The organism is Aminobacter sp. MET-1 (assembly GCF_026521175.1).
Classification (GTDB): Bacteria; Pseudomonadota; Alphaproteobacteria; order Rhizobiales; family Rhizobiaceae; genus Aminobacter.
This window is the reverse complement of record NZ_JAMSHL010000017.1, coordinates 1-24,974: the sequence shown is the minus strand read 5'-3', so window position 1 is coordinate 24,974 and position 24,974 is coordinate 1. Positions and strand designations below refer to the sequence as shown.

Genomic DNA, 24,974 nt, shown 5'->3' with positions numbered 1-24,974 from the left:
ATACTGAAGTCTTGGAAAGTTATTTCGGTGCCGCCGCCGTGGTGCCACGGACCTTGAGCGTGGTCGGCAGCATCACCGGCTTCCGCGGCGAAAGCCCGCCCGCCATCAGGTCGAGCAGCATGGTCATGGCGGCGCGGCCGATGTCGGTACGCGGCTGGCTGACGGTGGTCAGCGGCGGATAGAAGGCTTCGCTTAGGAACAGGTCGTCGAAGCCGACGACGGACACTTCGCCGGGCACGTCGACGCCGAGGCGGCGCAGCTCATGGATGACGCCGAAGGCCATTTCGTCGTTGGCGACGAAGATCGCCGTCGGCGGCTCCGGCAGCTCGAACAGGGCACGGCACAGATGCTGGCCGGTGTGCAGCAGGTAGTCGCCGCGCTGCTCGTAGCCATCGGGAATGGGCAGGCCGGCAGTGGCCATCGCCTTGCGGTAGCCCTCGCGGCGCTCGATGCTCATGATTTCGGGCACCGGGCCGGAGACATGGGCGATCCTGACATGGCCGAGGCCGATCAGGTGATCGATGGCGTTGCGGGCGGCGGCCTCGTTGTCGATCATGACATGCGGGAAGCCGGCGTCGCGGATTTCCTCAAGCGCCACCACGATGGGCGCACCGCCTGCGACCGAGGCGAGGAAGCCCTCACGCTCGGGCAGCTTGCCGGTCATCAGGATCATGCCGTCGGCATGGCCGTCGCGCAGCATGTCGAAATACTCGACCTCGCGGTCGGAGTCGTTTTCGGTATTGCCCATCAGCACCGAGTAGCCGGCGGCGCGGGCGGTGGCTTCGACACCCTTGAGAATCTCGAGATAGAATGGGTTGCCGACGTCGCGGACCACCATCAGCACCGCCATGGCGCGCTGGGTGCGCAGGTTGCGGGCGCTGACATTGGGCCGGTAGTTCATCTCGCGCGCCACTTCGCGAATGCGGCTGAGCGTCGGCTCGGCGACGAGCCCGCTGTCGGACAGCGCGCGCGACACGGTGGCGGCCGAAACGCCGAGCCGCTCGGCGATGTCCTTGATCTTGGGACGGTCGTTCATCCGCGCATCGCCCTTCCGCGTCCGTAGAACAGCATCAAAAGCAGAAGCGTGGCGCCGAACACCATCTGCCGGCCGGATTCGTCGATATGAACTGTGGTCAGAATGCCTTGCAGGATGACCAGCAAGAGCGCGCCCGCCATGGTGCCGGTGTAGCCGCCCTTGCCGCCCGACAGCGGCGTGCCGCCGAAGACGACGGCGATGATGGAGGCCAGCATGTATTGCTCGCCGACATTGGCAAAGGACGAGCCGGAATAGCCGAGAAGGCAGATGCCGGTGATGGCGGCGAACACGCCCGACAGCATAAACAGCGAAATGCGCATCGCCTTGACCGGCACGCCGGCCATGTAGGCGGCCTGCTCGTTGGAACCGATGGCATAGATACGGTGGCCGTAGACGGTGCGGGTGAGCATGAAGGCCATCAAGAGCCCGATCGCCACCCACAGCCAGATGATGCCGGGCAGGCCGAGCAGGAACGGTTGCGTGACGAAACGCGACAGGCCGGGTGCGGCGAAGCCCGACGGGATGCCGTTGCGGACCACGACCAGAAGGCCCTGCAGAACGCCGAGCATGCCCAAGGTCATCACCAGCGGCGGGATTCGCAGCAGCGTGACACCCATTCCGTTGATCAGGCCGATGAAGGCGCCGGCCGCCATGCAGGCCAGCACCGCCGGCAGGATGGCGCTGTCTGCGCCGTTCATGACGTTGCCGGCGATGATGGCCGAGAGCGAGATGACGCCGCCGACCGACAGGTCGATGCCTTCGCGGCCGCCAAGGATGACCAGGTTCTGGCCGGCGGCGACGATGCCAAGCAGGGCAGCAACGATCAGCAGGCGCAGGATCTGCTGGGCCGAGGCGAAGCCGGGCGACAGGATTTCGCCGAGGATCAAAAGGGTGGCGATCAGGATCAGCGCCACGACCAGCGGCCGCTTGAGGAAGGCGAGCACCGGCGAGGGGGCGGGGGCTGCGGCAGTCTGCGTGGTGGCAGTCATGCGCGTGCCCTCCGTCCGACGAGGACGCCCGCCATCAGCGCCACCAGGATGGCGAGGCCCTGGACCAGGTTCTGCCATTCCGATGGCGTGCCGACGAAGAAGACGAGCGAGTTGATGAGGCCGATGATGAGTGCGCCGATGATCGAGCCGACGACGGTACCGAAGCCGCCCGACAGCGCGCTGCCGCCGAGCACCACGGCTGCCACCGAGAACAGGGTCATCTTGCCGCCGACGAGCGGGTCGCCGCTGGCGGTGTCGCCGGTGATGCAGAAGGCGGCGAGGGCTGCGAACAGGCCGCACAGTGCGTAACCCTGTATGCGGATTTTCGTCACCGGCAGGCCACTCTGGAACGCAGCCTGCGCATCGTCGCCGACGGCGAGAAGCTGGGTGGCGAGGCGGGTGCGGGCGAGCACATAGAGTACGATGGCCAGCAACACGACGGCGAAGTAGACGAAGGGGATGTCGAAGAAGCGGCCGCCATAGGTGCGCCAGAACGTGGCGGGCGCCGGCGTTCCGGCCACCGGCATGACGTAGAGCGCGAGCCCTGTGAAGAAGATACTGGTGGCGAAGGTGGCGACGATGGCCTGCAGCCTGAGCGCCGCCACCACGATGCCGTTGACGATGCCGCATGCAAGCCCCGTCAGCAGCCCGACGACGAGGGCCGCGGCGACCGAGAAGCCGGTGCCCCCCATCTTTTCCATCATCACCACGATGACGACGTTGACCAACGAGACGATGGCGCCGGCCGAGAGGTCGATGTCGCCCGCATAGACGACATAGGTCTGGGCGATGGCCAGCATCATCAGCGCCAGATAGGTCTTGGTCAGGCCGGTGATGCCGGTGAAGCTCACGCTGCGTGGCTGGTAGAGGCCGTTGAGCGCCAGAAGCACGAACGCGATGACAAGTGCTGGCAGAAACGGATAACGCTCGACAAGGCGCTTCAGCGTGCCCGGTCGGGGGGAAGGAAGGGTCGCGGTCGACATCACGCGGCCTCGTATGCTGCCTGGTAGAGATTGTAGCGCGTTCGGTCCGCGCCGGTGAGTTCGCGCCGTACCGAGCCGCCGTTGAAGACGAGGATACGGTCGGCATTGTTGAGCAGTTCGGCGTCCTCCGACGAGTAGAGCACGATACCCATGCCCTCGGCGGCGAGCTTGCGGATCAGCGCAAACAGATCGGCCTTGGCCGACAGGTCGATACCCTTGGTCGGATCGTCGAGCAACAACACCTCGGGCCGGTCGATCAGCCAGCGTGCGATGACGATCTTCTGCTGGTTGCCGCCTGACAGCGAATTGATCGGGTGCGACAGCCCGCCGAACTTGGTGTGCAGCGCCTCAAGCGCCGGCTTCACCCGCTCGGCCAGCACCGACGGGCGCGCGAGCTTCAGTTTCTGGCGGAGGTAGTGGATCGGCGTGACGTTCTCGAGGATCGGCCGTCCCGAGATGACGCCGTCGCGACCACGGTCGCCCGAGACATAGGCGCAGCCGCGCCGGATCGCCTCGCGTGGGCTGCCCGCGGCAAAGGGCTTGCCGTCGAGCACGATTTCGCCAGCCGCAATCGGATTGACGCCGAAGATGGCGCGCAGCACCGACGATTGACCCTGGCCATGTAGGCCGCCGAAGCCGAGGATTTCGCCCTTGGCGACCTCGAAGCCGACATTGGCAAAGCCCTTGCCCGACAGTCCCTTGATCGTCAGTGCTGGCACGCGGGCGATGGTCGCCAACGCGGGCGGCGCTGAATTGCCGGCGGCGAGTTCGTCCTGGCCGCCGACCATCATGCGGATCACCGCCGATGGATTGGTCTCGGATATCTTTTCGGTGCCGACGGTCTCACCGTCGCGGATGACCGTGACGCGGTCGCCGATGGCGAAGATTTCGTCCATGCGGTGCGAGATGAAGACGATGCTGCGGCCCTGGGCCTTCAGGTCGCGCAGGATGTCGAAGAAGCGGTCGACCTGGGCCCGGTCGAGCGCCGAGGTCGGCTCGTCGAAAATGATGACGGGCGCTTCGGTCGCCAGCGCCTTCATGATCTCGACCAGCTGGCGCTGGTCGGCACGCAGGTTCTCGACCGTCGTCTCCGCGGCGAAGCCTTCGCCGGCGACCGTATCGAACAGGGCGATGTAATGGGCTGCGCGCTTGTCCAAGGCTGCGCGGTCGACGAAGCCGGCGCGGGTGGCCGGAAGGTCGGGCAGGCAGATGTTTTCGGCCACCGTGCGGTGCCCGGCGAGGCTGAGCTCCTGGTAGAAGATACCGATGCCATGGTCGCGCGCCGAGCGTGGGCCGGTGATGCTCACCGGCTTGCCGTCGATCAGGATCTCGCCGCCGTCGGGGCGGACGCTGCCGGCCAGGATCTTGCACAGCGTGCTTTTGCCCGACCCGTTGGAGCCGATGAGCACATGCACTTCGCCGGCATCGATCGACAGGTCGCCGCGGCGCAAGGCCAAGGTGGCGCCGTAAGCCTTGCTTACGCCGCGGAGCTCGATTTTGGACATGGTGGTGGCTTCCCTAGGATACGTCGGTCCGGGGGCGCCGCAGCTTGTGCTGGCGCCCCCGGCTTGGGAGGAAGCTTACTTGAAGAGCTTCTCGGCGTCTTCGATCGAAAGCTGGCTGGTGTAGGAGAAGTAGCCCGGCTTGCCTTCGAGGTCCTTGGCGACCTGCTCGACATTCTTGTTGTCGATGAAGGGGATCGGCAGGTACATGGCGTTCTTGTACTGGCCCGCCGTTGCCGGCTCCTTCAGTTCCTTCTTCTGCAGCATCAGCACGGCGACGTTGAGTGCCGAGGCCATGACGCCGGGAGGGTTCACCGAAGCGCCCGAGTTCAGCTTGTCCTTGACCCAGATGTCGATGAAGTCCTTGCGGATTTCACCGGTTGCGGCGATCGACGACTGCTTCTTGGCGTCGATGATCGACTTCCAGGCGCCCGCTGCCATGCCGTCCTGCACCCAGACGCCGTTGATGTCCGGGTTGGTGGCAAGCAGGTTCTGCATGGCCTGCTGGCCCTGCGCCTGATCCCAGTTGGCGTTCACTTCGTTGACGATCTTGATGTCAGGATACTGGCCGAACACTTCCTTGTAGCCGGCGACGCGCATCTCGTTGGCCGGGTGGCCGGCGACGCCGTTGATCGCAACCACGTTGCCCTTGCCGCCGAGCGTCTCGGCCAGCCACTTGGCGCCTGCGGCACCCCATGCCTTCTGGTCGATGCCGACATAGGTGGCGTCGGGCGACGACACTTCGGCGTCGGTGGCGATGACGAGGATGCCGGCTTCCTTGGCCTGGGCGAAGACCGGGTCGAACGCCGTCGGGCTGTTGGGGTTGATGATGATGGCGTTGACGCCCTCGGAGATGAAGTTGCGGACATGCGCGATCTGGCCGGGCACGTCGACATTGGCGCTCTGCACCACGACTTCGACGTCGACGCCTTTTTCCTTCCAGGCGGCCGCGGCGGCCTGGGCCTGCTCGATCATCTGGGTGCGCCATTCGGAGCCGACCCAGCCATTGCTGAGGCCGATCTTGAAGGTCTCGGCCTGGGTCGAAAACGCCGAAACGGCGAGCGCTGCCACCGTGGTCAACGCCAACGTTGCAAATTTCCTCATGTATTCCTCCCGATGCAAAAACTGCTGCCAGACATGATAGGCAGATTATGTAATCGATTTCAATCGCCATTTTGCAAGGGTTTGAGGCCTCGCCAAGCACATCAAAATGAGGTCGGAAAATGCCTGCGCGTCGTGAACCTTTTTATGGCTCCAAGACACACAGGACGGGACGCATGCGGCGTCGGCAACGGAATGCAGGACATGGGAACAGACCAAGGTGCGGAGCAGGGCGCCCGGCAACGCCGATGCGAGGCGCACCAGCCCGGTGCGGGCGTGGTCGCGTTGACCCGGTGGGAGCGCCGACATATCGTCGCCGCAAGGGGCAATCGCAAGACTGCCAAGGTAGGAGAGTTTCGCTTCTTGGCTCCTGGCGGCAGTCGGCGTCGCGGGCTTTCTAGCCATGGGTTTCGGGAGAGGTGCCATGTTGCGGTGTCGTGACGGAGCCATGCTCGCGCATCTGGCCGGCGCCGTGGCCCTGTTGCGCCGTGGCTTTGCCGTTTTCCCGGCGACACTGGCCCTGTTCGCCGTCCTTGGCAGCGTCGCGCCGGTTTCGGCCCAGGACAGACAGATTTTTCACCCCGGCGCTACCGCCGTTACTGGCTTTTCAGGTGCAGGGGCTTCAGCCGAGCACGCGGCGAGCAAGTTCATCGATCCCAGCGGCGCAAGCCTGCGCGTTTTCGATTTGTCTTCGCTCGGTGGTCCAGGGGGCGACCAGGTGGCCGATGGCGGCAAGCCGTTCGAGGTCGTTGCCGGCCAGGTGGGCCAGGTGTTCGGGCTCGCCTTCGACGATGGCCTGCGCGATGGAAATCCTTCCGGCATGCCCGATCTCTACGTGGCGGCGACCTCGCTCTACGGTGTCCGCATTGTCGGCAGGGACGCCAAGGGCCAACCTCAACCGCAGCAGCGCGGTGCGCCCGGCGCTGCCTTCATGTCCGGCCAGTTCGGCGAAGAGGGTGGCGGCGGGCCCGGCACCATCTGGCGCATCGACGGGTTGACCGGCGCGGTTTCGAAATTCGCCGACATCGGCACCAATAGCGGGCCTGCGATCGGCAACATCGCCTTCGACCCGGCGCATCGGCAATTCTTCGCTTCCGATCTCGACACCGGCCAGATCCATCGCATCGACATGTCCGGTGCCCTGGTCGAGAGCTTCGACCATGGTGCTGTCGCCCGTCCAAAAGCCGGGCTGACCCCGGTCAAGGATGACGGCAAGCGGATGGAGATTTCTTCTCCGGCATTCGACAGCGACGACCCGGCGACTTGGGCCTACACGCAAGCCGAGCGCCGCGTCTGGGGCGTCGCCTTGAATGGCGGGCGGCTCTTCTATGCAGTCGGTGACAAGGCGGAGATCTGGTCGGTCGGCATCGGCGACGGCGGCAAGCTCGCTGAAGACGCACGCCGCGAGTTCGTCGTCAAGGCGGACAGCGACCTGCCGGTCACCGACATTGCCTTCGACGACAAGGGCGACATGTATCTCGCCCAGCGTGGCAAGGCCGGCAATGCTGCGGCCGGCAAGGCGGAGGTGCTGCGCTACAGCCGCGATGGTAGCGGTGCTTGGGTCCCTGTTCCGGTGGCAAGCGCTGCCGGCCCGGCGGCGGGCGGCGTTGCCCTGCAATATGGCTATGACCCGCAGGGACGTTTCGACCGCGCTTCCTGTTTCGGCTCCATTGCGGCAACAGGTGAGGAGACGGCCTCAGGTGGAGCTGGTGTCGTGTTGATGGAGCCGGCCAAAGGCGGGGCCTCTGCCAACTCCCGCTTCGTTCGCCTGGGCGCCACTTCGGCAAAGGTCGGCGACGTCGCGGTCTGGCATCCCTGCGAGGGGCCCGCGAGCGCGCAGGCCCCGACGGCCGCAACCGGGGTCGCCGTGGCAACCGCTCCGATTGCCGGCGCGCTTGCCGAGGCGGTCGGCAAGCCTTCGGCCGCCCTGCAGGTCGAACTGACCGGCGATGCCATCTGCCAGATCGGCAAGCCCTGCAGCTTCGTGATCAAGATAACCAATCCCGCCTCGGCTCCGCTCGAAGGCCCTGTCCGTTTCGGCGACGCCATCGCCGCCGACGGCATCGGTCGATTGAAGGATGTGTCCATCACTTCCATTGATCCGCCGCTGGATTGCAAGCCGCTGGATGCCAGGCTGCCGCTGTCCTGCACCGGTGGAGGTGGGCTTGGCGGCGGTGGTAGCAGTACGCACAAGATGACGGTCGTCATCGCCGCCGCTGCGTTGGGCGGGGCGGTGTCGCCCATCTCCGCCCAGAACTGCTTTGCTGCCGTGCCGCCCGATACGACGGTTGCCGGCCTCGCCGGAGGCGCTGCGGCCCCTGGCGGTCCCGGCGGAGGCGGGCCCTTTGCTTGCCACCGTTTCACCATCGAGATTCCGAAGGACGGTGGCGGCCAGTGCAAGCTGCTGCCGGGCCAGATCCGCAAGGAGGGCCGCTGCATCTGTCGGAAGGGAACGTCGCTCGTGGACGGCAAGTGCGCGCCGGCCAAGCAGCCCGCATGCAGGGTCTCGGGCCAGGTCCGCAACGCCGATGGCCGCTGCGCCTGCCCGCGTGGCACCCAGGCGGTCAGCGGCGCGTGTCGCAAGCCGCCGCGCAGCTGTCCGGCCGGCACGACGTCGACCAATGGCCGCTGCGTGCCCGACAGCACCAATGGCGGCTGCATCGCCGGCGAGATCTTCGTCAACGGACAATGCATGATCGTCGAGGGCTGTCCGAGCGGCATGGTGGGGCAGTTCCCCAACTGCCGGCCCGTACCCCGTACGCTGCATACACCCTCCAACGACAGCGACCGGCCTGACTCCCCCGGACGCCAAGGGGGTGGCCGCGGCGGCGCGAGCGGGCCGGGCACTAACAATCCGTAGCCCGAGCAGCGCAAATCGATCTGGCAGGCGTTACAAGGTTCTCCGCTGCGGCGATGTGCCGGGATTCTCGGCTCGACAAGGGCTGCGGCTGATATTAGGCAGTCGCTGATATAGCGCCCTTCCGGAAAGGCCTGAACGTGAGCAACAAAACCCTGATTGCGCCCTCGGTGCTGTCGTCCGATTTCTCCAAGCTCGGTGACGAGGTCGAGGCCATCGTCGCCGCCGGCGCCGACTGGATCCATCTCGACGTCATGGATGGCCATTTCGTCCCCAACATCACCTTCGGCCCGCCCGTCATCAAGGCGATCCGCGGCCGCACCGACAAGGTGTTCGACTGCCACCTGATGATCACCCCTGCGGATCCGTATCTGGCGGCCTTCGCCGATGCCGGTTGCGATATCATCACCGTGCATGCCGAGGCCGGTCCGCATCTCGACCGCTCGCTGCAGACCATCCGCAATCTCGGCAAGAAGGCCGGCGTATCGCTCAACCCGTCGACGCCGGAATCGGTCATCGAATACGTGCTCGACCGTCTTGACCTGGTGCTGCTGATGACCGTCAACCCCGGCTTCGGCGGCCAGGCGTTCATTCCTGCTGTCATCGACAAGGTCAGGCGCGTCAAGGCGATGATCGGCAGCCGCCCGATCGACATCGAGATCGATGGCGGCGTCACGCCCGAGACCGCGCCCTTGGTCACCGCCGCCGGCGCGAACGTGCTTGTTGCCGGCAATGCCGTGTTCAAGGGCGGGCCGTCGGCTTATGCCGCGAACATCGAGGCGATCCGGGCTGCGGCCGACAAAGCTGCGGTCTGACACGCAGAGCTTGGGGGGACGCCCCCTCATCGTCACGCAAGCCGTGACAGTGAGGGGCTTTCCCACCCGGTGTAGACCTATCCCGCTCGGACTAGGCCGAAAACACCTTCCGACCGTCGATCCAGGTGCCGGACACGTCGAGTGCGCCGGTGAGCTGCACGGCATTCGCCGCGAACCCCTTGGCCAGCCGCCCGAGGCGGTGCTCCTGCTTGACGGCTTCAGCCGGATAGAGCGAGGCCATGCGGATGGTTTCGTCGAGGCTGAAGCCCATCTTTTCGTGCATGAAGCGAACGGCCGAGATCATGTCGAGGTCGGCACCGGCGAGCGTGCCGTCTTCCAGCGTCAGGCGGCCGTTTTCGCGCTTGATGGTACGGCCGTTGAGCTGGAACGACTTGAGGTCGGTGCCGATGGTCGCCATGGCGTCGCTGACGAGGAAGATGCGCGCCGGGCCGTTCTTGGCCTTGAGCGCGATCTGCATCGCCGCTGGGTCGACATGGATGCCGTCGGCGATCAGGCCGGCCCACATGGTTCCGGTTTCGACGGCCGCCCCGACGAGGCCGGGCTCGCGGTTGCCTATTTGACTCATGGCGTTGAACAGGTGTGTCGCCATGGTGGCGCCGGCCTCGGCATACTCCGTTGCCGTGCGATAGCTGGTGTCGGTGTGGCCGAGGCTGACGACGATGCCAGCATCCGCCAGCGTCTTGACCTGCTCGGCCTTGACCGATTCCGGCGCGATGGTGGTCAAGAGCACCGGCATCGACGGACGCGCAGCGACCAGCATGGCCTCGTCGTCGGTGTCCATCGGGCGGATCAGCTTGGGATCGTGTGCGCCCTTGCGGGCGAGCGACAGATGCGGCCCCTCGAGATGCAGGCCGAGGAAACCGGGCACCTTGCGCCTGGCGGCTTCGATGCCGGCGGCAATGGTCGAGCGCGTGATCTCGGGGGTGTCGGTGATCAGCGTCGGCAGCACCGCCGTCGTGCCGAAGGCCATCTGCGCCTTGCAGACGATTTCCAGCGTGTCGACGTCGGGCTTGTCGTTGAGCATCAGCCCGCCGCCGCCATTCACCTGCAGGTCGATGAAGCCGGGGACGAGCATGGCGCCCGCCTCGGTGACCTTCACGCCAGCCGGAACATCGCTGCGCGCTACGATGCCCTCGACCAGCCCGTCGGCGACCAGCAGCGCCGCATCCTCGTGCCAGGCGTCACCGTCGAAGATGCGCCCGGCAGCAATGGCAAGACGTTCGCTCATATGGTTTCGGTCACTTTCCTGAGGTTCGGCGGGCTGTCGGGGTTGAGGCCGCGATGGCGGGCAAAGGCCTCGACGAAGCCGTAGAATGAGGCGATCAGCATCAGCGGATCGGTGAGCGGGTGGCCGGTGGCGACGTGCTCCAGCACCTTGGCCTTCTTGGCCAGCGACGAGGTGATGTGGATCGCGGCACCGCGGTCGGCGAGGCCGTCGGCGGCCTGGGCGATCGACGGCTCGGACGCATCGCGAGCGGCCAGCGCCAGCACCGGGAAGCCGGGGCGCACCAGCGCCAGCGGGCCGTGCATGACCTCGGCCGCGCTGTAGGACTCGGCGTGCATGGCACAGGTTTCCTTGAACTTCAACGCCGCCTCGTTGGCGATCGCGAAGGACGGACCGCGGCCGAGGATGAACAGCGAGTTGCCTTCCGTCAGTTCGCCGGCGATGCCCATCCAGTCGCAGTCGACAGCCTTGGCGAAATGCTCCGGCAGGGCCGAAAGCGCGGCCAGAAGCTTGTCGTCGCCGGTCCAGTGAGCGAGCACGGCAAGGCCGGCGACCGCCGAATTGACGAAGGTCTTGGTTGCGGCGACGCTCTTTTCGACGCCGGCGCGGATATCGATGGCGTGTTCGGACGCCTCGGCCAGCGGCGAGCCGGCGGTGTTGGTCAGCGCGATCGTCAGTGCGCCGCCAGCGCGGGCGCCCTCCGCCATGGCAACGATGTCAGGGCTCTTGCCCGACTGCGAGATGGCGAGGCAGGCGGAATCTGCGAGCTTCAGCCTGGCGCCATAGATCGATGAGATCGATGGGCCGATGGAGGCCACCGGCAGGCCGGCGTTGAGCTCGATGGCATATTTGAGGAAGGAGGCGGCGTGGTCGGAGGAGCCGCGGGCGACCGTCGTGACGAAACGGGGCTGGGCACGCTTCAAGTGCAGGCCGGTTTCTGCCAGTTCCTTGGCCGAGCCTTCCAGCAGGCGGGCGGTCGCTTCGGGGATTTCGGCGATTTCGCGCCGCATATGGGTAGTCGCGTTCAAGTACTTTCTCCTTCTTGCCCTTCGGGGCCGGGCAATCTCAGTTCGGCGACGAAGTCGTAGGCGTCGCCGCGATAGATCGACTTGGTGAACTCGATCACCTTGCCGGTGGCGAGATATGAAATGCGCTCGATCTGCAGGCAGGCCGAGCCGACGGGCACCGCCAGCAGCTGGGCCTCGGGCTCTCCGAGATTGACGGCGGAGATACGCTGCACGGCCCGGACCGGGCGGTGGCCGGTCTTGCCAAGAGCCATATAGAGCGAAGATGTCACTTCGTGAGGGTCGGGCAGCACCGAAGCCGAAATAGTTGCGCGCTCGATGGCAAGCGGTGTTTCGTCGGCGATGCGCAGGCGGCTGAGCCGCGACACAAGTTCGCTGGCGGAGAGGCCGAGCACCATCATCTCGTCGGGCGAGGCGGTGTAGATGCCGCGCTCGAGCCATTGCGAGCGTGCCGCCATGCCGCGCCGCGCCATGTCTTCTGTGAACGAAGTGAGGCGCGAAAGCGACTGCTCGACGCGCTCCATGCGCGGGGCAACGAATGTGCCGGAGCCATGGCGCTGCACCAGCACGCCCGACTTGACCAGATCTTGTACCGCCTTGCGTACCGTGACGCGCGAAATGTCGGCCTGGGCGGCGATATCGCGTTCTGAGGGCAAGGCGTCGCCGGGACCGATCAGGCCACGCTTGACCGCCTCCTCGATGTTCTTCTTGAGCTGGAGATAGAGCGGCGCGCCGGACTGGCTGACGTCGCGCAGAGCGGCGAAAATGCGTTCGGCGGCGTCATCCATGGCTGCCTCCCGCCTTGGCGAATTTCTTCACCGCCATCTGCACCGCGCCGCCGAGTGCGTCCTGCAGCGGCGGATGCATGATAGCGCGGTAGCGCTCGGAAAGCAGCGGCGCATAAAGCACCGATAGGCCGCCCAGCAGGCACAGCCGTTCGCTGGAGGCGAGGTTGAAGACGGCGAGCGTCTCCTCGACGTCGGCGACGGCGCGATCGGCGATGCGTTTCGCCACGACGTCGCCCTTGGCCGCGTGCTCAAAGACCATCGGCGCGAAGCTGCCATAGTCGACCGGCTTGGCATCTGTCGTGAATTCGACCATCTCGCCGGGATTGCGGCCGAAGCGGTCGAGCACGATCTCGGTCAGTGGCGAGCCCTCGCGGATTCCGTCAAATGCGAGTAGCGTCTCCTGCAGCAGGTCGCGGCCGATGCGTGCGCCGCTGCCGAGGTCGCCGATCTGGAAGCCCCAGCCGCCGACTGGCGTGAACTTGTCTCCCCTGCGACCGAGATAGACCGTGCCGGTGCCGAGTGCGGCAATGGCGCCGTCGTGGTCGCCGAGCGCGCCTTCGAGCGAGATCAGCGAGTCGTTCTCAACGTCACTGTTGCGGAAGGGCAGAATGGCTTCAAGCCGCTGCTTGTAGTCGCCGACATTGGCGCCGGCGAGGCCGAGCACGGCATCGGCGGAATTGAACAAGGTCGGATCAAGACCGGCGTCGGCGAAGGCCAGGCGGGCCGCCTCGACGATGTTTTCGCGCGAACCCGAAAGGTCGGTGCGGATGTTCGCAGGGCCGCCGCGCCCGCGACCCAAGACGTCGCCGGCAGGGGTGGCCACGGCCGCCCGGCAACCGGTGCCGCCACCATCTATCCCGAGCACAAGATCCACGGTGTTTTCTCCTCGGGATTGATAATACCAATAAAATACCAATAGCCAAGCATTAAATTCCCGCAGGCGGCATCGTCGGCTCATTGCGTTGAATTTTAGAGATTTTTCGAGTTGCCTCGCGCTGCAGCAAAGGAATTTGTTAACGCCGCTGGACAAGTGGTATTTTTTTGGTATTGTCGATGAAAGGGAGAGACAGAATGGCGCCAAGGCGTACAGAAGCGGTGCACAAAGATGCCGGGGGGATCGACGCCCGGGCACCTGAATCCATTCTGCGCCTGCTTGCCGATGCCCAGATCGAAGCTGCTGGCGCTGTCCATGCAGCCATTCCCGAAATCGCCGAGGCCGCCGACAAGATTGCAGTCAGTCTCGCAGCCGGAGGCCGCCTCGTCTACGCCGCTGCCGGCAGCTCCGGGCTGATGGCGCTTGCCGATGCACTCGAACTGCCCGGTACCTTTGGAATTCCGCGCGAACGCGTCTTCATCCTTCTTGCCGGTGGCCGCGAGGCACTGATCAATCTTGCCGGCGGTCCCGAGGACGATGCTGGACAGGCTGTCCGCGATGTCGCCGCAACCGGCCTTGCGGCCGGCGACTGCCTCATCGCGCTTTCGGCCAGTGGCTCGACGCCCTATGCAATCGGCGCGCTCGAGGAAGCCAAGCGCCGTGGCGCATCCACCATTGCCTTTGCCAACAATGCCGGCGCGCCGATGTTCGACATCGCCGAGACGTCGGTGCTGCTTGCCACGCCGCCGGAAGTCGTTGCCGGCTCGACCCGCATGGGTGCCGGCACGGCTCAGAAGATCGCGCTCAACATGATGTCGACGCTGGCGGCCATCCGCCTCGGCCATGTCCATGACGGCTACATGGTCAATCTGCACGCCGACAACATCAAGCTGCATGAACGCGCTGCCCGCATCGTTTCGGCGATATCTGGTTCCAGCGAATCCGAGGCGCAGGCGCTGCTCGAAAAGAGTGGTGGCTCGGTCAAGATTGCGGTCCTGCTGGCGGCGGGGGCCGCAAGCCTGGAGGAGGCAAGCCAACTTCTGGAGGGGGCGGAGCTGAAGCTCAGATCCGCGCTTTCGAAGCTCGAGGGGAGCAGAGGCTCTCATCAGTAGAAGCCTTGGAAGGTTAACAGGGAGAACTGAAATGAAACATCGTCTGCTTACTGGACTGCTGATGGCGTCCAGCATCCTCGGCTCTGCCGGGGTTGCGCTCGCCCAGGATGCCGCGCTCACCATCGAGAGCTGGCGCAACGACGACCTTGCCATCTGGCAGGAGAAGCTGATCCCGGTGTTCGAGAAGGCCAATCCGGGCATCAAAGTGACCTTCGCGCCGTCGGCTCCGACCGAATACAATGCTGCTCTCAATGCCAAGCTCGACGCCGGCTCGGCTGGTGACCTGATCACCTGCCGTCCGTTCGACGCCTCGCTCGAACTCTACAACAAGGGTCACCTCGCTGACCTGAGCAGCCTGCCGGGCATGGAGAACTTCTCGCCGGTCGCGAAGTCCGCCTGGCAGACCGACGATGGCAAGGCCAGCTTCTGCGTGCCGATGGCCTCCGTCATCCACGGCTTCATCTACAACAAGGACGCCTTCGAGAAGCTCGGCATCGCCGTCCCGGCGACCGAGGAAGAATTCTTCGCGGCTCTCGACAAGATCAAGGCCGACGGCACCTATATCCCGATGGCCATGGGCACGAAGGACCTCTGGGAAGCCGCGACCATGGGCTACCAGAACATCGGCCCGAACTACTGGAAGGGTGAAGAAGGCCGCCTGGCTCTGATCAAGGGCGAGCAGAAGCTGACCGACAAGGACTGGGTCGAGCCGCTGGCGACGCTGGCCAAGTGGAAGCCTTACCTCGGCGACGGCTTCGAAGCCCAGACCTATCCTGACAGCCAGAACCTCTTCACGCTCGGCCGCGCCGCCATCTATCCGGCCGGCTCGTGGGAGATCGCGACCTTCAACACGCAGGCCCAGTTCAAGATGGGTGCCTTCCCGCCGCCGGTCCGCAAGGCTGGCGACACCTGCTACATCTCGGACCACAACGACATCGGTGTCGGCCTGAACCCCAAGAGCAAGAATCCGGAAGCCGCCAAGAAGCTGCTGTCCTGGATCGCTTCGCCCGAGTTCGCGACCATCTACGCCAACGCCCTGCCGGGCTTCTTCAGCCTGAACTCGGCCGCCGTGAAGATGGAAGACCCGCTGGCACAGGAATTCGTCTCCTGGCGCGAGAAGTGCAAGCCCACCATCCGCTCGACCTACCAGATCCTGTCGCGCGGCACCCCGAACCTCGAAAACGAGACCTGGGTGAAGTCGGCCAACGTCATCAACGGCACCGAGACCCCGGAAGCCGCTGCTGCCGAGCTGCAGAAGGGCCTCGACAGCTGGTACAAGCCGGCAAAGTAATGCGGCGGGCTTGATGCTCGCTGGGAGGGCGCTCCGGCGCCCTCCCGTCCTCTTCGAATTCGGACCCGCGGATTCGAATTGGGACTTGAATTAGCGCATCCGAAGATGCGCTACTGCTTCCATGGCCAAACGGGCCGGAAGCGTCGCCGGGGCACATCCTCGCAAACAATTTCAACGGCCCGGTCGGGCCGGGCCAGGGAATTTGAGATGTCGGAGCAAAGCCTAGAGCATAGCCAAGACAAGAGACCGACGCGTTGGCACATCGCCGTCTTCCTCGCGCCCGCTCTGCTGGTCTACACCGCCGTGATGATCCTGCCGTTGTTCGGTACCTTGCAATTGTCGCTGTTCCGCAACATCGACAATGCCCAGGTGTTCGCAGGCTTCGACAATTTCCGCACGCTGTTCGGCGATCCGCGCTGGTCGGCGTCGTTCTGGAACGCGCTTGGCAACAACACCTGGTTCTTCATCATCCACATGCTGGTGCAGAACCCCATCGGTGTCGTGCTGGCGGCGCTGCTGTCGAGCCCGAAGCTGCGGTTCTCGGCCTTCTACCGTACCGCGATCTTCATCCCGACACTTTTGTCCTTCGTCATCGTCGGCTTCGCCTGGAAGCTGATCCTGAGCCCGCTCTGGGGCGTCGCGCCAAACGTGCTCGACCTCGTCGGCCTCAAGAGCCTGTTCGTGCCGTGGCTCGGCAAGGAAGAATATGCGCTTACCGCGCTCAGCCTGATTTCGGTCTGGCAGTTCGTCGGCATCCCGATGATGCTGATCTATGCCGCCATGCTGTCGATCCCCGAAGAAGTGATCGAGGCCGCCGAATGCGACGGCATCACCGGTATGGCCCAGTTCTGGAAGATCAAGCTGCCGCTGATCCTGCCCGCGATCGGCATCATCTCGATCCTCACCTTCGTCGGCAACTTCAACGCCTTCGACCTGATCTATTCGGCGCAGGGCGCGCTTGCCGGGCCCAATTACTCAACCGATATCCTGGGCACGTTCCTCTACCGCACGTTCTTCGGCTTCCAGCTGCAGATCGGCGACAAGAACATGGGCGCCACCATCGCCTCGATGATGTTCTTCATCATCCTCGCCGGCGTGTGCCTGTACCTCTTCCTCATCCAGACGCGGCTGCGCCGCTACCAGTTCTGAGGGTGTCATGAGCAAGGCTGCCTCTTCCCTGCCGCGCACCATCGGCGCACATGCGGTGCTTCTCACCTACACCGCGATCGCGCTGTTCCCGGTGATCGTCATCGTCATCAACTCGTTCAAGTCGCGCGCGGCCATCTTCCGCTCGCCGCTGGCCCCGCCGACGGCCGAGACCTTCGACCTCATCGGCTACAAGACGGTGATGGCCCAGGGCGATTTCTTCCTCTATTTCCAGAACAGCCTGATCGTCACCGTCGCCTCGCTGTTCTTCGTGCTGCTGTTCGGCGCCATGGCGGCGTTCGCACTGTCGGAATACCGCTTCAAGGGCAACACCATGATGGGCCTCTATCTGGCCCTCGGCATCATGATCCCGATCCGCCTGGGCACGGTTGCCATCCTGCAGCTGATGGTGGCGTCCGGCCTGGTCAACACGCTGACGGCACTGATCCTGGTCTACACCGCGCAAGGCCTGCCGCTCGCCGTCTTCATCCTGTCCGAGTTCATGAAACAGGTGTCGGACGACCTGAAGAACGCCGGCCGCATCGACGGGCTTAGCGAGTACCGCATCTTCTTCCGTCTCGTGCTGCCGCTGGTGCGCCCGGCAATGGCAACCGTCGCGGTCTTCACCATGATCCCGATCTGGAACGACCTGTGGTTCCCGCTGATCCTGGCGCCGTCCGAGGCGACCAAGACCGTGACGCTCGGCGCCCAGGTGTTCATCGGCCAGTTCGTCACCAACTGGAACGCGGTTCTGGCAGCGCTGTCGCTGGCGATCCTGCCGGTCCTCATCCTCTATTTCTTCTTCTCGCGGCAGCTCATCCGCGGCATCACTTCCGGAGCAGTCAAGTGACCACTGAAAAGCCTCTTCGCGTCGTCGTCGCCGGCCTCGGCAATATGGGCCGCAGCCACGCGCTCGCCTACCACAACAACCCGGGCTTCGAGATCGCGGCCCTCGTCAACCGCTCGGATGTGGCGCTGCCTGCAGGCATGGAAGGCTACGGCATCCAGCGCTCCTTCGAGGGCGCCATCCGCGAGCTGAAGCCAGACGTTGCCTCGATCAACACCTATTCCGACAGCCATGCCGATTATGCCGTCATGGCGCTGGAGGCGGGCTGCCATGTCTTCCTCGAGAAGCCGCTGGCAACGACCGTCGCCGATGCCGAACGTGTCGTCGCTGCCGCCAAGGCCAATGGCCGCAAGCTGGTGATCGGCTACATCCTGCGCCATCACCCCTCGTGGATGCGGCTGATCGGCGAAGCGCGTGCGCTCGGCGGTCCCTACGTGTTCCGCATGAACCTCAACCAGCAGTCCTCGGCCCACAAGTGGGACACCCACAAGCAGCTGATGAAGACGACCTCGCCGATCGTCGACTGCGGCGTGCACTATCTCGACGTCATGTGCCAGATCACCGACGCCGACCCGGTGGAGGTGCGCGGCATGGGACTGCGCATGACCGACGAGATCGCGCCCGACATGTACAATTATGGCCACCTGCAGGTGCTGTTCGCCGATGGTTCGGTCGGCTGGTACGAAGCCGGCTGGGGCCCGATGATGTCGGAGACGGCCTTCTTCGTGAAGGACGTCATCTCGCCCAAGGGCAGCGTCTCGATCGTCGTCAACGAAGCCGCCACCAAGTCGGACGACGTCGACGCCCACACCAAGACCAACATGATCCGGGTGCACCGCGCCGCCCTCGGCGCCGACGGCAACTTCGTCCACGCCGACGAGGACCTGTCGATGAAGGACGAGCCCGGCCACCAGGGGCTGTGCGACCGCGAGCAGGCCTTCGTGCTGAAGGCCATCCGCGAAGACATCGACCTGACCCGCCACATGGCGGATGCCGTCAAATCGCTGCGCGTGTGCCTTGCCGCGGACGAAAGCGTCCGCACCGGCCAGCCAGTCAAGCTTTAACGGGAAGGAACCTCCTGTGGGATCTCTCAAGATCGAAAATGTGAAGAAGTCCTTTGGTCCGGTCGACGTGCTCAAGGGCATCGACCTCGACGTCAAGGACGGTGAGTTCGTCGTCTTCGTCGGCCCGTCGGGCTGCGGCAAGTCCACCCTGCTGCGCATCGTCGCCGGCCTCGAGGATGCCACCTCCGGCAACCTCTTGATCGACGGTCAGCGCGTCAACAATGTGCCGCCGGCCAATCGTGGCATCGCCATGGTGTTCCAGACCTACGCGCTCTACCCGCATCTGACGGTGCGCGACAATATGGGCCTCGGCCTCAAGCAGGCCGGCACGCCGGCGGCCGAGATCGACAAGCGCATCGCCACGTCTTCAGCCATGCTGTCGCTGGAGCCCTATCTCAAGCGCCGTCCTGCCGAACTGTCAGGTGGTCAGCGTCAGCGCGTCGCCATCGGCCGCGCCGTAGTGCGCGAGCCCAAGCTGTTCCTGTTCGACGAGCCGCTGTCGAACCTCGATGCCGCACTTCGCGTCAACACCCGCCTTGAGATCGCCCAGCTGCATAACCGGCTGAAGTCGACGATGATCTACGTCACCCACGACCAGGTCGAGGCGATGACGCTGGCCGACCGGATCGTGGTGCTGAACGCCGGCCGGGTCGAGCAGGTCGGTGCGCCGATGGAGCTCTACAACAAGCCGGCCAATCTCTTCGTCGCCGGCTTCATCGGTTCGCCCAAGATGAATTTCATCGACGGCGCCCGCCTCGGCGAGACCGTCAAGACGGTCGGCGTCCGCCCCGAGCACATCTCGGTCAGCCAGACCGACGGCGCCTGGAAGGGCACGGTCGTCCATGCCGAGCATCTCGGCGCCGACACCAACGTCTTCCTGGAAACCGAGAAGGCCGGCCTCATCACCATCCGCCTGTTCGGCGAATACCAGACCGGCCCGGGCGCCACGCTTTACGCCACGCCCGACGCGGCACGCACCTATCGCTTTGGCGAGGATGGACGAGTGGCGGGCTGAGGATTGATGCTGCGACGCGGCGCGGGCGGTAGTCGCCTTTCTCCGGAGAGGGGGCTACCTCGCCCGTAGTCGCAAGGTAGCAATCATATCCACGCCGCCATTCCCAAGCACCACTCCAAACATCTCCGCCGCCTGCTCGCGCGTGTAGTAGCCAAGCCCGACATCGCGCAGCACCAGTTCGGGATCGCGCTCCAGCGGGCTGCCGTATCCGCCGCCGCCGGGCGTGCCGACCAGCACGCGGTCGCCGGCTTTCAGCGGAATGTCCTGTTCTTTCGACAGATGCGGCGGCACATGCTGCTGCCCGTCGCGAAACACCGTGACCATGTTCACTGCGCCATTCTGACCACCCAAAGCGCCTTGGGGCCCGTAGCGGCCGTGGTCCATGACGAAGGAGGCGCGTGCCTCGCCGCGCAACAGTTCGATCTCGTAGGCCAGGCCGAAGCCGCCGCGCTGCCTGCCGGCGCCGCCCGAGCCCTCGCGCAGGGCGTATTGGCGGTAGAGCACCGGATAGGCCTGCTCCATGATCTCCACCGGTGGCGATTTCGAGATACCGATGGTCGAGCAGCCGTTGGACAGCCCGTCATGGCCTGAATTGCCACCGTAACCGCCGCCCGAGATCTGGTACATGACATAGTCGCGGCCGCGTGCCGGGTCGTTGCCGCCGAGCGCGAAATTGCCGCTGGAGCCTGCGGGGGCCGCCGTCACCTTGTCGGGTGCTGCCTGCACCATCGCCGCAAAGACCGCTTCGGCGATGCGCTGCGACACCTCCGCCGCGCAGCCGGAAACCGGGCGCGGGTACTTCGCGTCGAGAAAAGTTCCCTCCGGCCGCCTGACGATCAGGGGTTCGAAGGCCCCGGCGCTGATCGGCACGTCGGGGAAAATGTGGCGCATGGCGAGATAGACCGCCGACAGGGTCGTTGCCAGCACGCTGTTCATCGGTCCGGCGCAAGGCTTCGACGAGCCGGCGAAATCGAAGACCAGCGTGTCACCCTGTTTCTCCACCGAAAGGGCGATCGTCAGCGGCTCGTCAACCACGCCGTCGGAATCGACATAGGCCTTCGATTGCCAGCTGCCGTCGGGCAGGGCAGCGATATGCGCGCGCATCTGCTCCGCCGCGCGCCGGCGCAATTCGGCGATGGCCGCAGTCACAGTTTCATCGCCGTAGCGGTCGAGGATCGCGAGCAGCCGCTCCTGCCCGACATGAAGCGCTGCCGCCTGGGCCCTGATGTCGCCGATACGCTGGTCGGCAACCCTGATGTTCGAGCAGATGATGGCGTAGATTTCGGGGTCCAGCACCCCTTTCTTGAACAGTTTGACCGGCGGCAGCCGCAGCCCTTCCTGCTCGACGGCTGTGGCCGAGGCAGAAAATCCACCCGGCACCGAACCGCCGATGTCGGGCCAGTGGCCGGTGTTGGACAGCCAGCAGATGATCTTGCCCGCGCGCCACACCGGCATGGCAAAACGCACGTCCATCAGATGCGTGCCGCCCAGATAGGGATCGTTGACGATGTAGATGTCGCCTTGCTCGGGCGGCAGCACGCGGCCGTCCGATATCATCTCGATGATCGTCTTGGTCGAATGCTGCATGACGCCGACAAAGACGGGAAGCCCTTGCGATCCCTGCGCGATCAGCGAGCCGTCGATCGCCGAGTAGATGCCGTCCGAGCGGTCGTTGGCCTCGGCGATGACGGGCGAGAAAGCAGCGCGTGAGAAGGTCAGGTCCATCTCGTCGCAGGTCTGCTGCAGGGCAGCCTGGATGACGGAAAGGGTGATGGCGTCGAGGGTCATGGCGTGGCTCCGCCGAACTCTTTCCAACACCCCTCATCCAAGCGCCCGGCGAACTGTTTCATCGCCGCACCTCGACAATGATGTTTCCATCCAGGTCCGACCGGGCTTGGTCACCGGGCTCCAGCACCGTTGTCGCGTCCATCTGCTCGATGATCGCAGGACCTTCGAGCGCGGCATCCAGCGGCAGTTTCTCGCGCTCGTAGACCGGCGTGTCGTGCCAGGTGCCTTCGAACCAGACCGACCGGACCTCGCGCAACGCAGCTGCGAGCGTCGCTGCCCGCCCTGCCGGGTCGATCAACCGGCTGAGGTCGATGTCGGGGCGGACGCCGGTGACAGAGGTGTTGAGATTGACCAGGTTGGCGCGGATTTCCGGGAGTTCGACCTTGAAGCGTGCGAAATAGGCCTTTTCAAACAGCTCCTGCAACACGGCGCGGGTGATGTCAGCCGATGGCAGCGGCACGTTGATGAGATGCGTCTGCCCCACAAACTGCATGTCGGTGGAATGGCTGACGCGAATGCTCCGGGGGCGGATGGCTTCCTTGGCGATCAGCGCCTCGCCCTCGGCCCTGTGCCGGGCGAGCACAGCGCGCATGTGCGCCTCGTCGAGTGCCGCTACCGGCTGGTTGACGGTGTTGACGAAGTCGTGGCGCATGTCGGCCACCACGCAGCCCAGCGCGTTGGTGATGCCGGGGCGCGCCGGCACCAGCACCCTGGGCAGGCCGAGTTCGCGGGCGAGCGCCGAGGCATGCAGCGGCCCGGCGCCGCCGAAGGCAAACAGCGTGAAGTCGCGCGGGTCGTGGCCGCGCGACACCGACACCATGCGGATGGCGCCCGCCATCTTGATGTTGCCGAGCCTCAGCACCGCGCCTGCGGAGGCAACGCCGTCCAGCCCGGTCGCCTTGCCGATCCTGTCTTCGAAGATCTTGCGCACCGCCTCGACGGTTGCAGGGGTATCGACGGCGAGCAGCTTCTTTGGGTCGAGTCGCCCGAGCACCAGATTGGCGTCGGTGATCGTCGGCTCTGTGCCGCCGCGGCCATAACAGATCGGACCGGGATTGGCGCCGGCACTTTCCGGCCCGACCTGGATCAGCCCGGAAGCGTCGACACGCGCGATAGAGCCGCCGCCGGCCCCCACCGTATGCACCGCCACCATCGGCACGTGGATCGGCATCGCATATTCGATCTCGATTTCGTTCGACACCGCCGGCTCGGCATTGCGGATCAGCGCCACGTCTGTCGAGGTGCCGCCCATGTCGTAGGTGACGAGGTTTTGGAAACCGGCGCGGCGCCCTGTATAGGCGGCGGCGATGACGCCCGAGGCCGGGCCAGACATCACGGTCTTGGCCGCTTCGCACGTCACGAAGCGGGCCGAGATCATGCCGCCATTGCCGTTCATGACAAGGAAGTCGCGGCCATAGCCGCGCGCCTCCAGCTCCTGCCCCAGCCGCCCGACATAACGCTTGAGGATCGGCTGCACAGCGGCGTTTACCGAGGCGGTTACCCCGCGCTCGAATTCGCGCGCCTCCGACAGCAGCGAATGACCCGTCGTGATGTGGCCGCTGGGCCAGGTCTCCGCGGCGATCTCGGCCGCCCGGCGCTCATGCGCGGGGTTGGCGTAGGCATGCAGGAAATGGATGACCAATGCCTCGCAGTCGGCGTCGAGCAAGCGGCGCACAGCGTCCCTTACTTCGCCTTCGTCGAGTGGCGTGCGCACCTGGCCCGAGGCCTCGATCCGCTCGCTCACCTCCAGCCTGAGGTCGCGGGGGATGACGGGCACGAAGGTGCCGGTCATGCCATAGGCCTGTGGCCGGGTGCGGCGCCCGAGTTCGATCACGTCGCGAAAGCCGCGCGTGGTGATCATGCCCGTGCGTGCAAGCCGGCGCTCCAGCACGGCATTGGTGGTGGTGGTCGTGCCGTGGACGATCAGGTCGATGCCGGCGATCGGAAAGCCGGTCTGCTCCAGCGCCGACATCACGCCATACGCCTGGTTTTCGACCGTGGTGGGTGTCTTGGCGATGCGGACCGAACCGCCATTGGCGCCGTCGAGAAGCAGCAGGTCGGTGAACGTCCCTCCGACGTCAATCCCCGCCACGACGTCTCCCGCCCCCGCGGGAATTTTCTCGACCATGGACAAAACCCGAAACGAACGGACTACGTTCATGTGCCAGTTTGGAAAGGCGTTTTAAGCCAAAACCTTGACGTTCATATCATTTGTATACTAATTAATAGGCCCGACAAGGCCCCTGAATTTGCCTGTATTTCCGCAGCGCGCCGGAAGAAAATCACCGCCGCGCCGACGAGCATGACTGCCGCCCGCTGGCGAGAGGTTGATATGAATAGCCAAGTTGCGCTGGACACGGCAGAGGCCAAGCCGCTGCAGTTCCCTATTCCGGCAAATGTATACGCCGAGACAGTGGTGTCGGTGAAGCATTATACCGACCGCCTCTTTGCCTTCCGCGTGACCCGTCCGCAGTCGCTGCGCTTCCGCTCGGGCGAATTCGTCATGATCGGCCTGCCCAATGCCGAGAAGCCGGTCTACCGCGCCTATTCGGTCGCGAGCCCCTCCTGGGACGACGAGCTCGAATTCTTCTCGATCAAGGTGCCTGACGGTCCGCTGACTTCGGAGCTGCAGAAGATCCAGCCGGGCGACACCATCCTGATCCGCCAGAAGGCCACCGGCACGCTGGTGCTCGATGCGCTCACCCCGGGCAAGCGCGTGTTCATGATCTCCACCGGCACCGGCATCGCGCCCTTTGCCAGCCTGCTGCGCGACCCCGACACCTATGAGCGTTTCGAACAGGTCGTGCTGACCCACACCTGCCGCGACGTCGCCGAACTGGCCTATGGCCAGGAACTGGTCGCCAATCTCGAGAGCGATCCGCTGATCGGCGAGCTGACCCATGGCCGCGTCACGCTCTACAATTCGACGACGCGTGAAGAGTCCGAGCGCATGGGTCGCATCACTGCGCTGATCTCGTCGGGCAAGTTCTTCAGCGATCTCGGTATCGACAAGTTCGATCCCGAGACCGACCGCATCATGATCTGCGGCTCGATGCACATGCTCAAGGACGTCAAGGAACTGGCCGAAAGCCTCGGTTTCGTCGAGGGTTCGCTCAACGAGCCCGGCACCTTCGTCGTCGAGCGTGCTTTCGTCGGCTGACGATTTTCTCCGCGCTGGATCGCAAGGCGGTCCGGCGATTTGACCATCCGGTCAAAATAACGCTGCGCCGCTTCGATTTTTCGTCTATCTTCCGCCCCGAGGACTCGTGGAGCACGGCTGCACGGGTTATTCTTTGTTGTGCCGCGCCAAGCGGCGCCTGAGATGTTACGCCGAAAACAAGGCGTACGGAGGAAAGGCAGTCAGATGAGCGGCAAGCCGCGCGAAGCCGAAATGCAGTCTTCAGCCACGGTGACGCAGTTGCCTTCGCGCCTGGCTGCGAACGCGGCCGAGACGCACGCCATTGCCCGCAATCCCGGCATGGCGCTGGATCTTGG

General features: G+C 65.0%; 20 protein-coding genes. 9 read left to right on the top strand and 11 right to left on the bottom strand.

Annotated elements, in window-relative coordinates; translation table 11 throughout:
* Positions 1-19: 19 nt before the first annotated feature.
* The 5 genes from NDO48_RS21275 to NDO48_RS21255 form a co-directional block, all read right to left on the bottom strand.
* On the bottom strand, positions 20-1,036 hold the full coding sequence (locus NDO48_RS21275; RefSeq protein ID WP_267322306.1) for a LacI family DNA-binding transcriptional regulator: 1,017 nt from the start codon (positions 1,034-1,036) through the stop codon (positions 20-22).
* Positions 1,033-2,025, bottom strand: coding sequence for an ABC transporter permease (locus tag NDO48_RS21270; RefSeq protein ID WP_018425684.1), 993 nt, complete (start codon positions 2,023-2,025; stop codon positions 1,033-1,035). Before NDO48_RS21270 ends, NDO48_RS21275 begins: the two co-directional genes overlap by 4 nt.
* On the bottom strand, positions 2,022-3,011 hold the full coding sequence (locus NDO48_RS21265) for an ABC transporter permease (protein WP_157632651.1): 990 nt from the start codon (positions 3,009-3,011) through the stop codon (positions 2,022-2,024). The genes NDO48_RS21270 and NDO48_RS21265 overlap by 4 nt, the downstream gene beginning before the upstream one ends.
* Positions 3,008-4,513, bottom strand: a complete 1,506-nt coding sequence (locus NDO48_RS21260) for a sugar ABC transporter ATP-binding protein (protein ID WP_018425686.1) — start codon at positions 4,511-4,513, stop codon at positions 3,008-3,010. The genes NDO48_RS21265 and NDO48_RS21260 overlap by 4 nt, the downstream gene beginning before the upstream one ends.
* Before the next feature lie 75 nt (positions 4,514-4,588).
* Positions 4,589-5,614, bottom strand: coding sequence for an ABC transporter substrate-binding protein (locus NDO48_RS21255; RefSeq protein WP_026226739.1), 1,026 nt, complete (start codon positions 5,612-5,614; stop codon positions 4,589-4,591).
* Positions 5,615-6,035: 421 nt separating this feature from the next.
* Between NDO48_RS21255 and NDO48_RS21250 the strand changes: the two genes are divergently transcribed.
* The gene (locus NDO48_RS21250) at positions 6,036-8,471 is read left to right on the top strand and encodes an EB domain-containing protein (protein ID WP_157632652.1); all 2,436 of its coding nucleotides are present in this window, start codon (positions 6,036-6,038) and stop codon (positions 8,469-8,471) included.
* Positions 8,472-8,608: 137 nt separating this feature from the next.
* Complete coding sequence (rpe, locus tag NDO48_RS21245; RefSeq protein ID WP_018425689.1) at positions 8,609-9,283, top strand: ribulose-phosphate 3-epimerase; 675 nt, start codon at positions 8,609-8,611, stop codon at positions 9,281-9,283.
* A gap of 91 nt (positions 9,284-9,374) precedes the next feature.
* Here rpe and nagA read toward each other — a convergent pair whose 3' ends face one another.
* Genes nagA through NDO48_RS21225 form a run of 4 tightly spaced genes read right to left on the bottom strand, consistent with a single transcriptional unit; the run spans position 9,375 to position 13,216 of the window.
* Positions 9,375-10,532 carry an N-acetylglucosamine-6-phosphate deacetylase gene (gene nagA / locus NDO48_RS21240; protein WP_018425690.1) on the bottom strand — a complete coding sequence of 386 codons (1,158 nt, stop codon included), beginning with the start codon at positions 10,530-10,532 and terminating at the stop codon, positions 9,375-9,377.
* Entirely contained in the window at positions 10,529-11,539 is a 1,011-nt protein-coding gene (locus NDO48_RS21235) for an SIS domain-containing protein (protein WP_018425691.1), read from the bottom strand. The genes nagA and NDO48_RS21235 overlap by 4 nt, the downstream gene beginning before the upstream one ends.
* Before the next feature lie 14 nt (positions 11,540-11,553).
* Positions 11,554-12,342 carry a GntR family transcriptional regulator gene (locus NDO48_RS21230; RefSeq protein WP_018425692.1) on the bottom strand — a complete coding sequence of 263 codons (789 nt, stop codon included), beginning with the start codon at positions 12,340-12,342 and terminating at the stop codon, positions 11,554-11,556.
* Complete coding sequence (locus NDO48_RS21225) at positions 12,335-13,216, bottom strand: N-acetylglucosamine kinase (protein ID WP_018425693.1); 882 nt, start codon at positions 13,214-13,216, stop codon at positions 12,335-12,337. Before NDO48_RS21225 ends, NDO48_RS21230 begins: the two co-directional genes overlap by 8 nt.
* Before the next feature lie 197 nt (positions 13,217-13,413).
* Between NDO48_RS21225 and NDO48_RS21220 the strand changes: the two genes are divergently transcribed.
* From NDO48_RS21220 to NDO48_RS21195, 6 genes are all read left to right on the top strand, one after another.
* A complete protein-coding gene (locus tag NDO48_RS21220) occupies positions 13,414-14,328 on the top strand; it encodes an N-acetylmuramic acid 6-phosphate etherase (RefSeq protein ID WP_018425694.1) in 915 nt (304 codons plus the stop codon).
* A 31-nt stretch (positions 14,329-14,359) separates the two neighbouring features.
* A complete protein-coding gene (locus NDO48_RS21215) occupies positions 14,360-15,619 on the top strand; it encodes an ABC transporter substrate-binding protein (RefSeq protein WP_026226740.1) in 1,260 nt (419 codons plus the stop codon).
* A gap of 207 nt (positions 15,620-15,826) precedes the next feature.
* Positions 15,827-16,768 carry a carbohydrate ABC transporter permease gene (locus NDO48_RS21210; RefSeq protein ID WP_018425696.1) on the top strand — a complete coding sequence of 314 codons (942 nt, stop codon included), beginning with the start codon at positions 15,827-15,829 and terminating at the stop codon, positions 16,766-16,768.
* A 7-nt stretch (positions 16,769-16,775) separates the two neighbouring features.
* Complete coding sequence (locus NDO48_RS21205; RefSeq protein ID WP_018425697.1) at positions 16,776-17,615, top strand: carbohydrate ABC transporter permease; 840 nt, start codon at positions 16,776-16,778, stop codon at positions 17,613-17,615.
* Entirely contained in the window at positions 17,612-18,676 is a 1,065-nt protein-coding gene (locus NDO48_RS21200; RefSeq protein WP_018425698.1) for a Gfo/Idh/MocA family protein, read from the top strand. The genes NDO48_RS21205 and NDO48_RS21200 overlap by 4 nt, the downstream gene beginning before the upstream one ends.
* Before the next feature lie 16 nt (positions 18,677-18,692).
* Positions 18,693-19,691 (top strand): ABC transporter ATP-binding protein, encoded by a 999-nt coding sequence (locus NDO48_RS21195; RefSeq protein WP_018425699.1) that lies wholly within the window; start codon positions 18,693-18,695, stop codon positions 19,689-19,691.
* A gap of 54 nt (positions 19,692-19,745) precedes the next feature.
* On the opposite strand, the gene NDO48_RS21190 is transcribed toward NDO48_RS21195, so the two are convergent.
* Positions 19,746-21,479: a hydantoinase B/oxoprolinase family protein gene (locus tag NDO48_RS21190; protein ID WP_018425700.1), complete on the bottom strand. Its 1,734-nt coding sequence runs from the start codon at positions 21,477-21,479 to the stop codon at positions 19,746-19,748.
* A gap of 58 nt (positions 21,480-21,537) precedes the next feature.
* On the bottom strand, positions 21,538-23,607 hold the full coding sequence (locus NDO48_RS21185) for a hydantoinase/oxoprolinase family protein (protein WP_267322305.1): 2,070 nt from the start codon (positions 23,605-23,607) through the stop codon (positions 21,538-21,540).
* Between the two features lie 204 nt (positions 23,608-23,811).
* Here NDO48_RS21185 and NDO48_RS21180 point away from each other — a divergent pair, with 204 nt between their 5' ends.
* Complete coding sequence (locus NDO48_RS21180; protein ID WP_026226742.1) at positions 23,812-24,639, top strand: ferredoxin--NADP reductase; 828 nt, start codon at positions 23,812-23,814, stop codon at positions 24,637-24,639.
* Positions 24,640-24,974 lie beyond the last annotated feature (335 nt).

Coding starts and splice junctions, on each gene's coding strand:
- NDO48_RS21205 (WP_018425697.1), top strand. CDS start 16,776: ATGAGCAAGGCTGCCTCTTCCCTGCCGCGCACCATCGGCGCACATGCG.
- NDO48_RS21210 (WP_018425696.1), top strand. CDS start 15,827: ATGTCGGAGCAAAGCCTAGAGCATAGCCAAGACAAGAGACCGACGCGT.
- NDO48_RS21230 (WP_018425692.1), bottom strand. CDS start 12,342: ATGGATGACGCCGCCGAACGCATTTTCGCCGCTCTGCGCGACGTCAGC.
- NDO48_RS21250 (WP_157632652.1), top strand. CDS start 6,036: ATGTTGCGGTGTCGTGACGGAGCCATGCTCGCGCATCTGGCCGGCGCC.
- NDO48_RS21190 (WP_018425700.1), bottom strand. CDS start 21,479: ATGACCCTCGACGCCATCACCCTTTCCGTCATCCAGGCTGCCCTGCAG.
- NDO48_RS21270 (WP_018425684.1), bottom strand. CDS start 2,025: ATGACTGCCACCACGCAGACTGCCGCAGCCCCCGCCCCCTCGCCGGTG.
- NDO48_RS21215 (WP_026226740.1), top strand. CDS start 14,360: ATGAAACATCGTCTGCTTACTGGACTGCTGATGGCGTCCAGCATCCTC.
- NDO48_RS21260 (WP_018425686.1), bottom strand. CDS start 4,513: ATGTCCAAAATCGAGCTCCGCGGCGTAAGCAAGGCTTACGGCGCCACC.
- NDO48_RS21220 (WP_018425694.1), top strand. CDS start 13,414: ATGGCGCCAAGGCGTACAGAAGCGGTGCACAAAGATGCCGGGGGGATC.
- NDO48_RS21185 (WP_267322305.1), bottom strand. CDS start 23,607: ATGGTCGAGAAAATTCCCGCGGGGGCGGGAGACGTCGTGGCGGGGATT.
- NDO48_RS21275 (WP_267322306.1), bottom strand. CDS start 1,036: ATGAACGACCGTCCCAAGATCAAGGACATCGCCGAGCGGCTCGGCGTT.
- NDO48_RS21180 (WP_026226742.1), top strand. CDS start 23,812: ATGAATAGCCAAGTTGCGCTGGACACGGCAGAGGCCAAGCCGCTGCAG.
- nagA (WP_018425690.1), bottom strand. CDS start 10,532: ATGAGCGAACGTCTTGCCATTGCTGCCGGGCGCATCTTCGACGGTGAC.
- NDO48_RS21235 (WP_018425691.1), bottom strand. CDS start 11,539: ATGCGGCGCGAAATCGCCGAAATCCCCGAAGCGACCGCCCGCCTGCTG.
- NDO48_RS21255 (WP_026226739.1), bottom strand. CDS start 5,614: ATGAGGAAATTTGCAACGTTGGCGTTGACCACGGTGGCAGCGCTCGCC.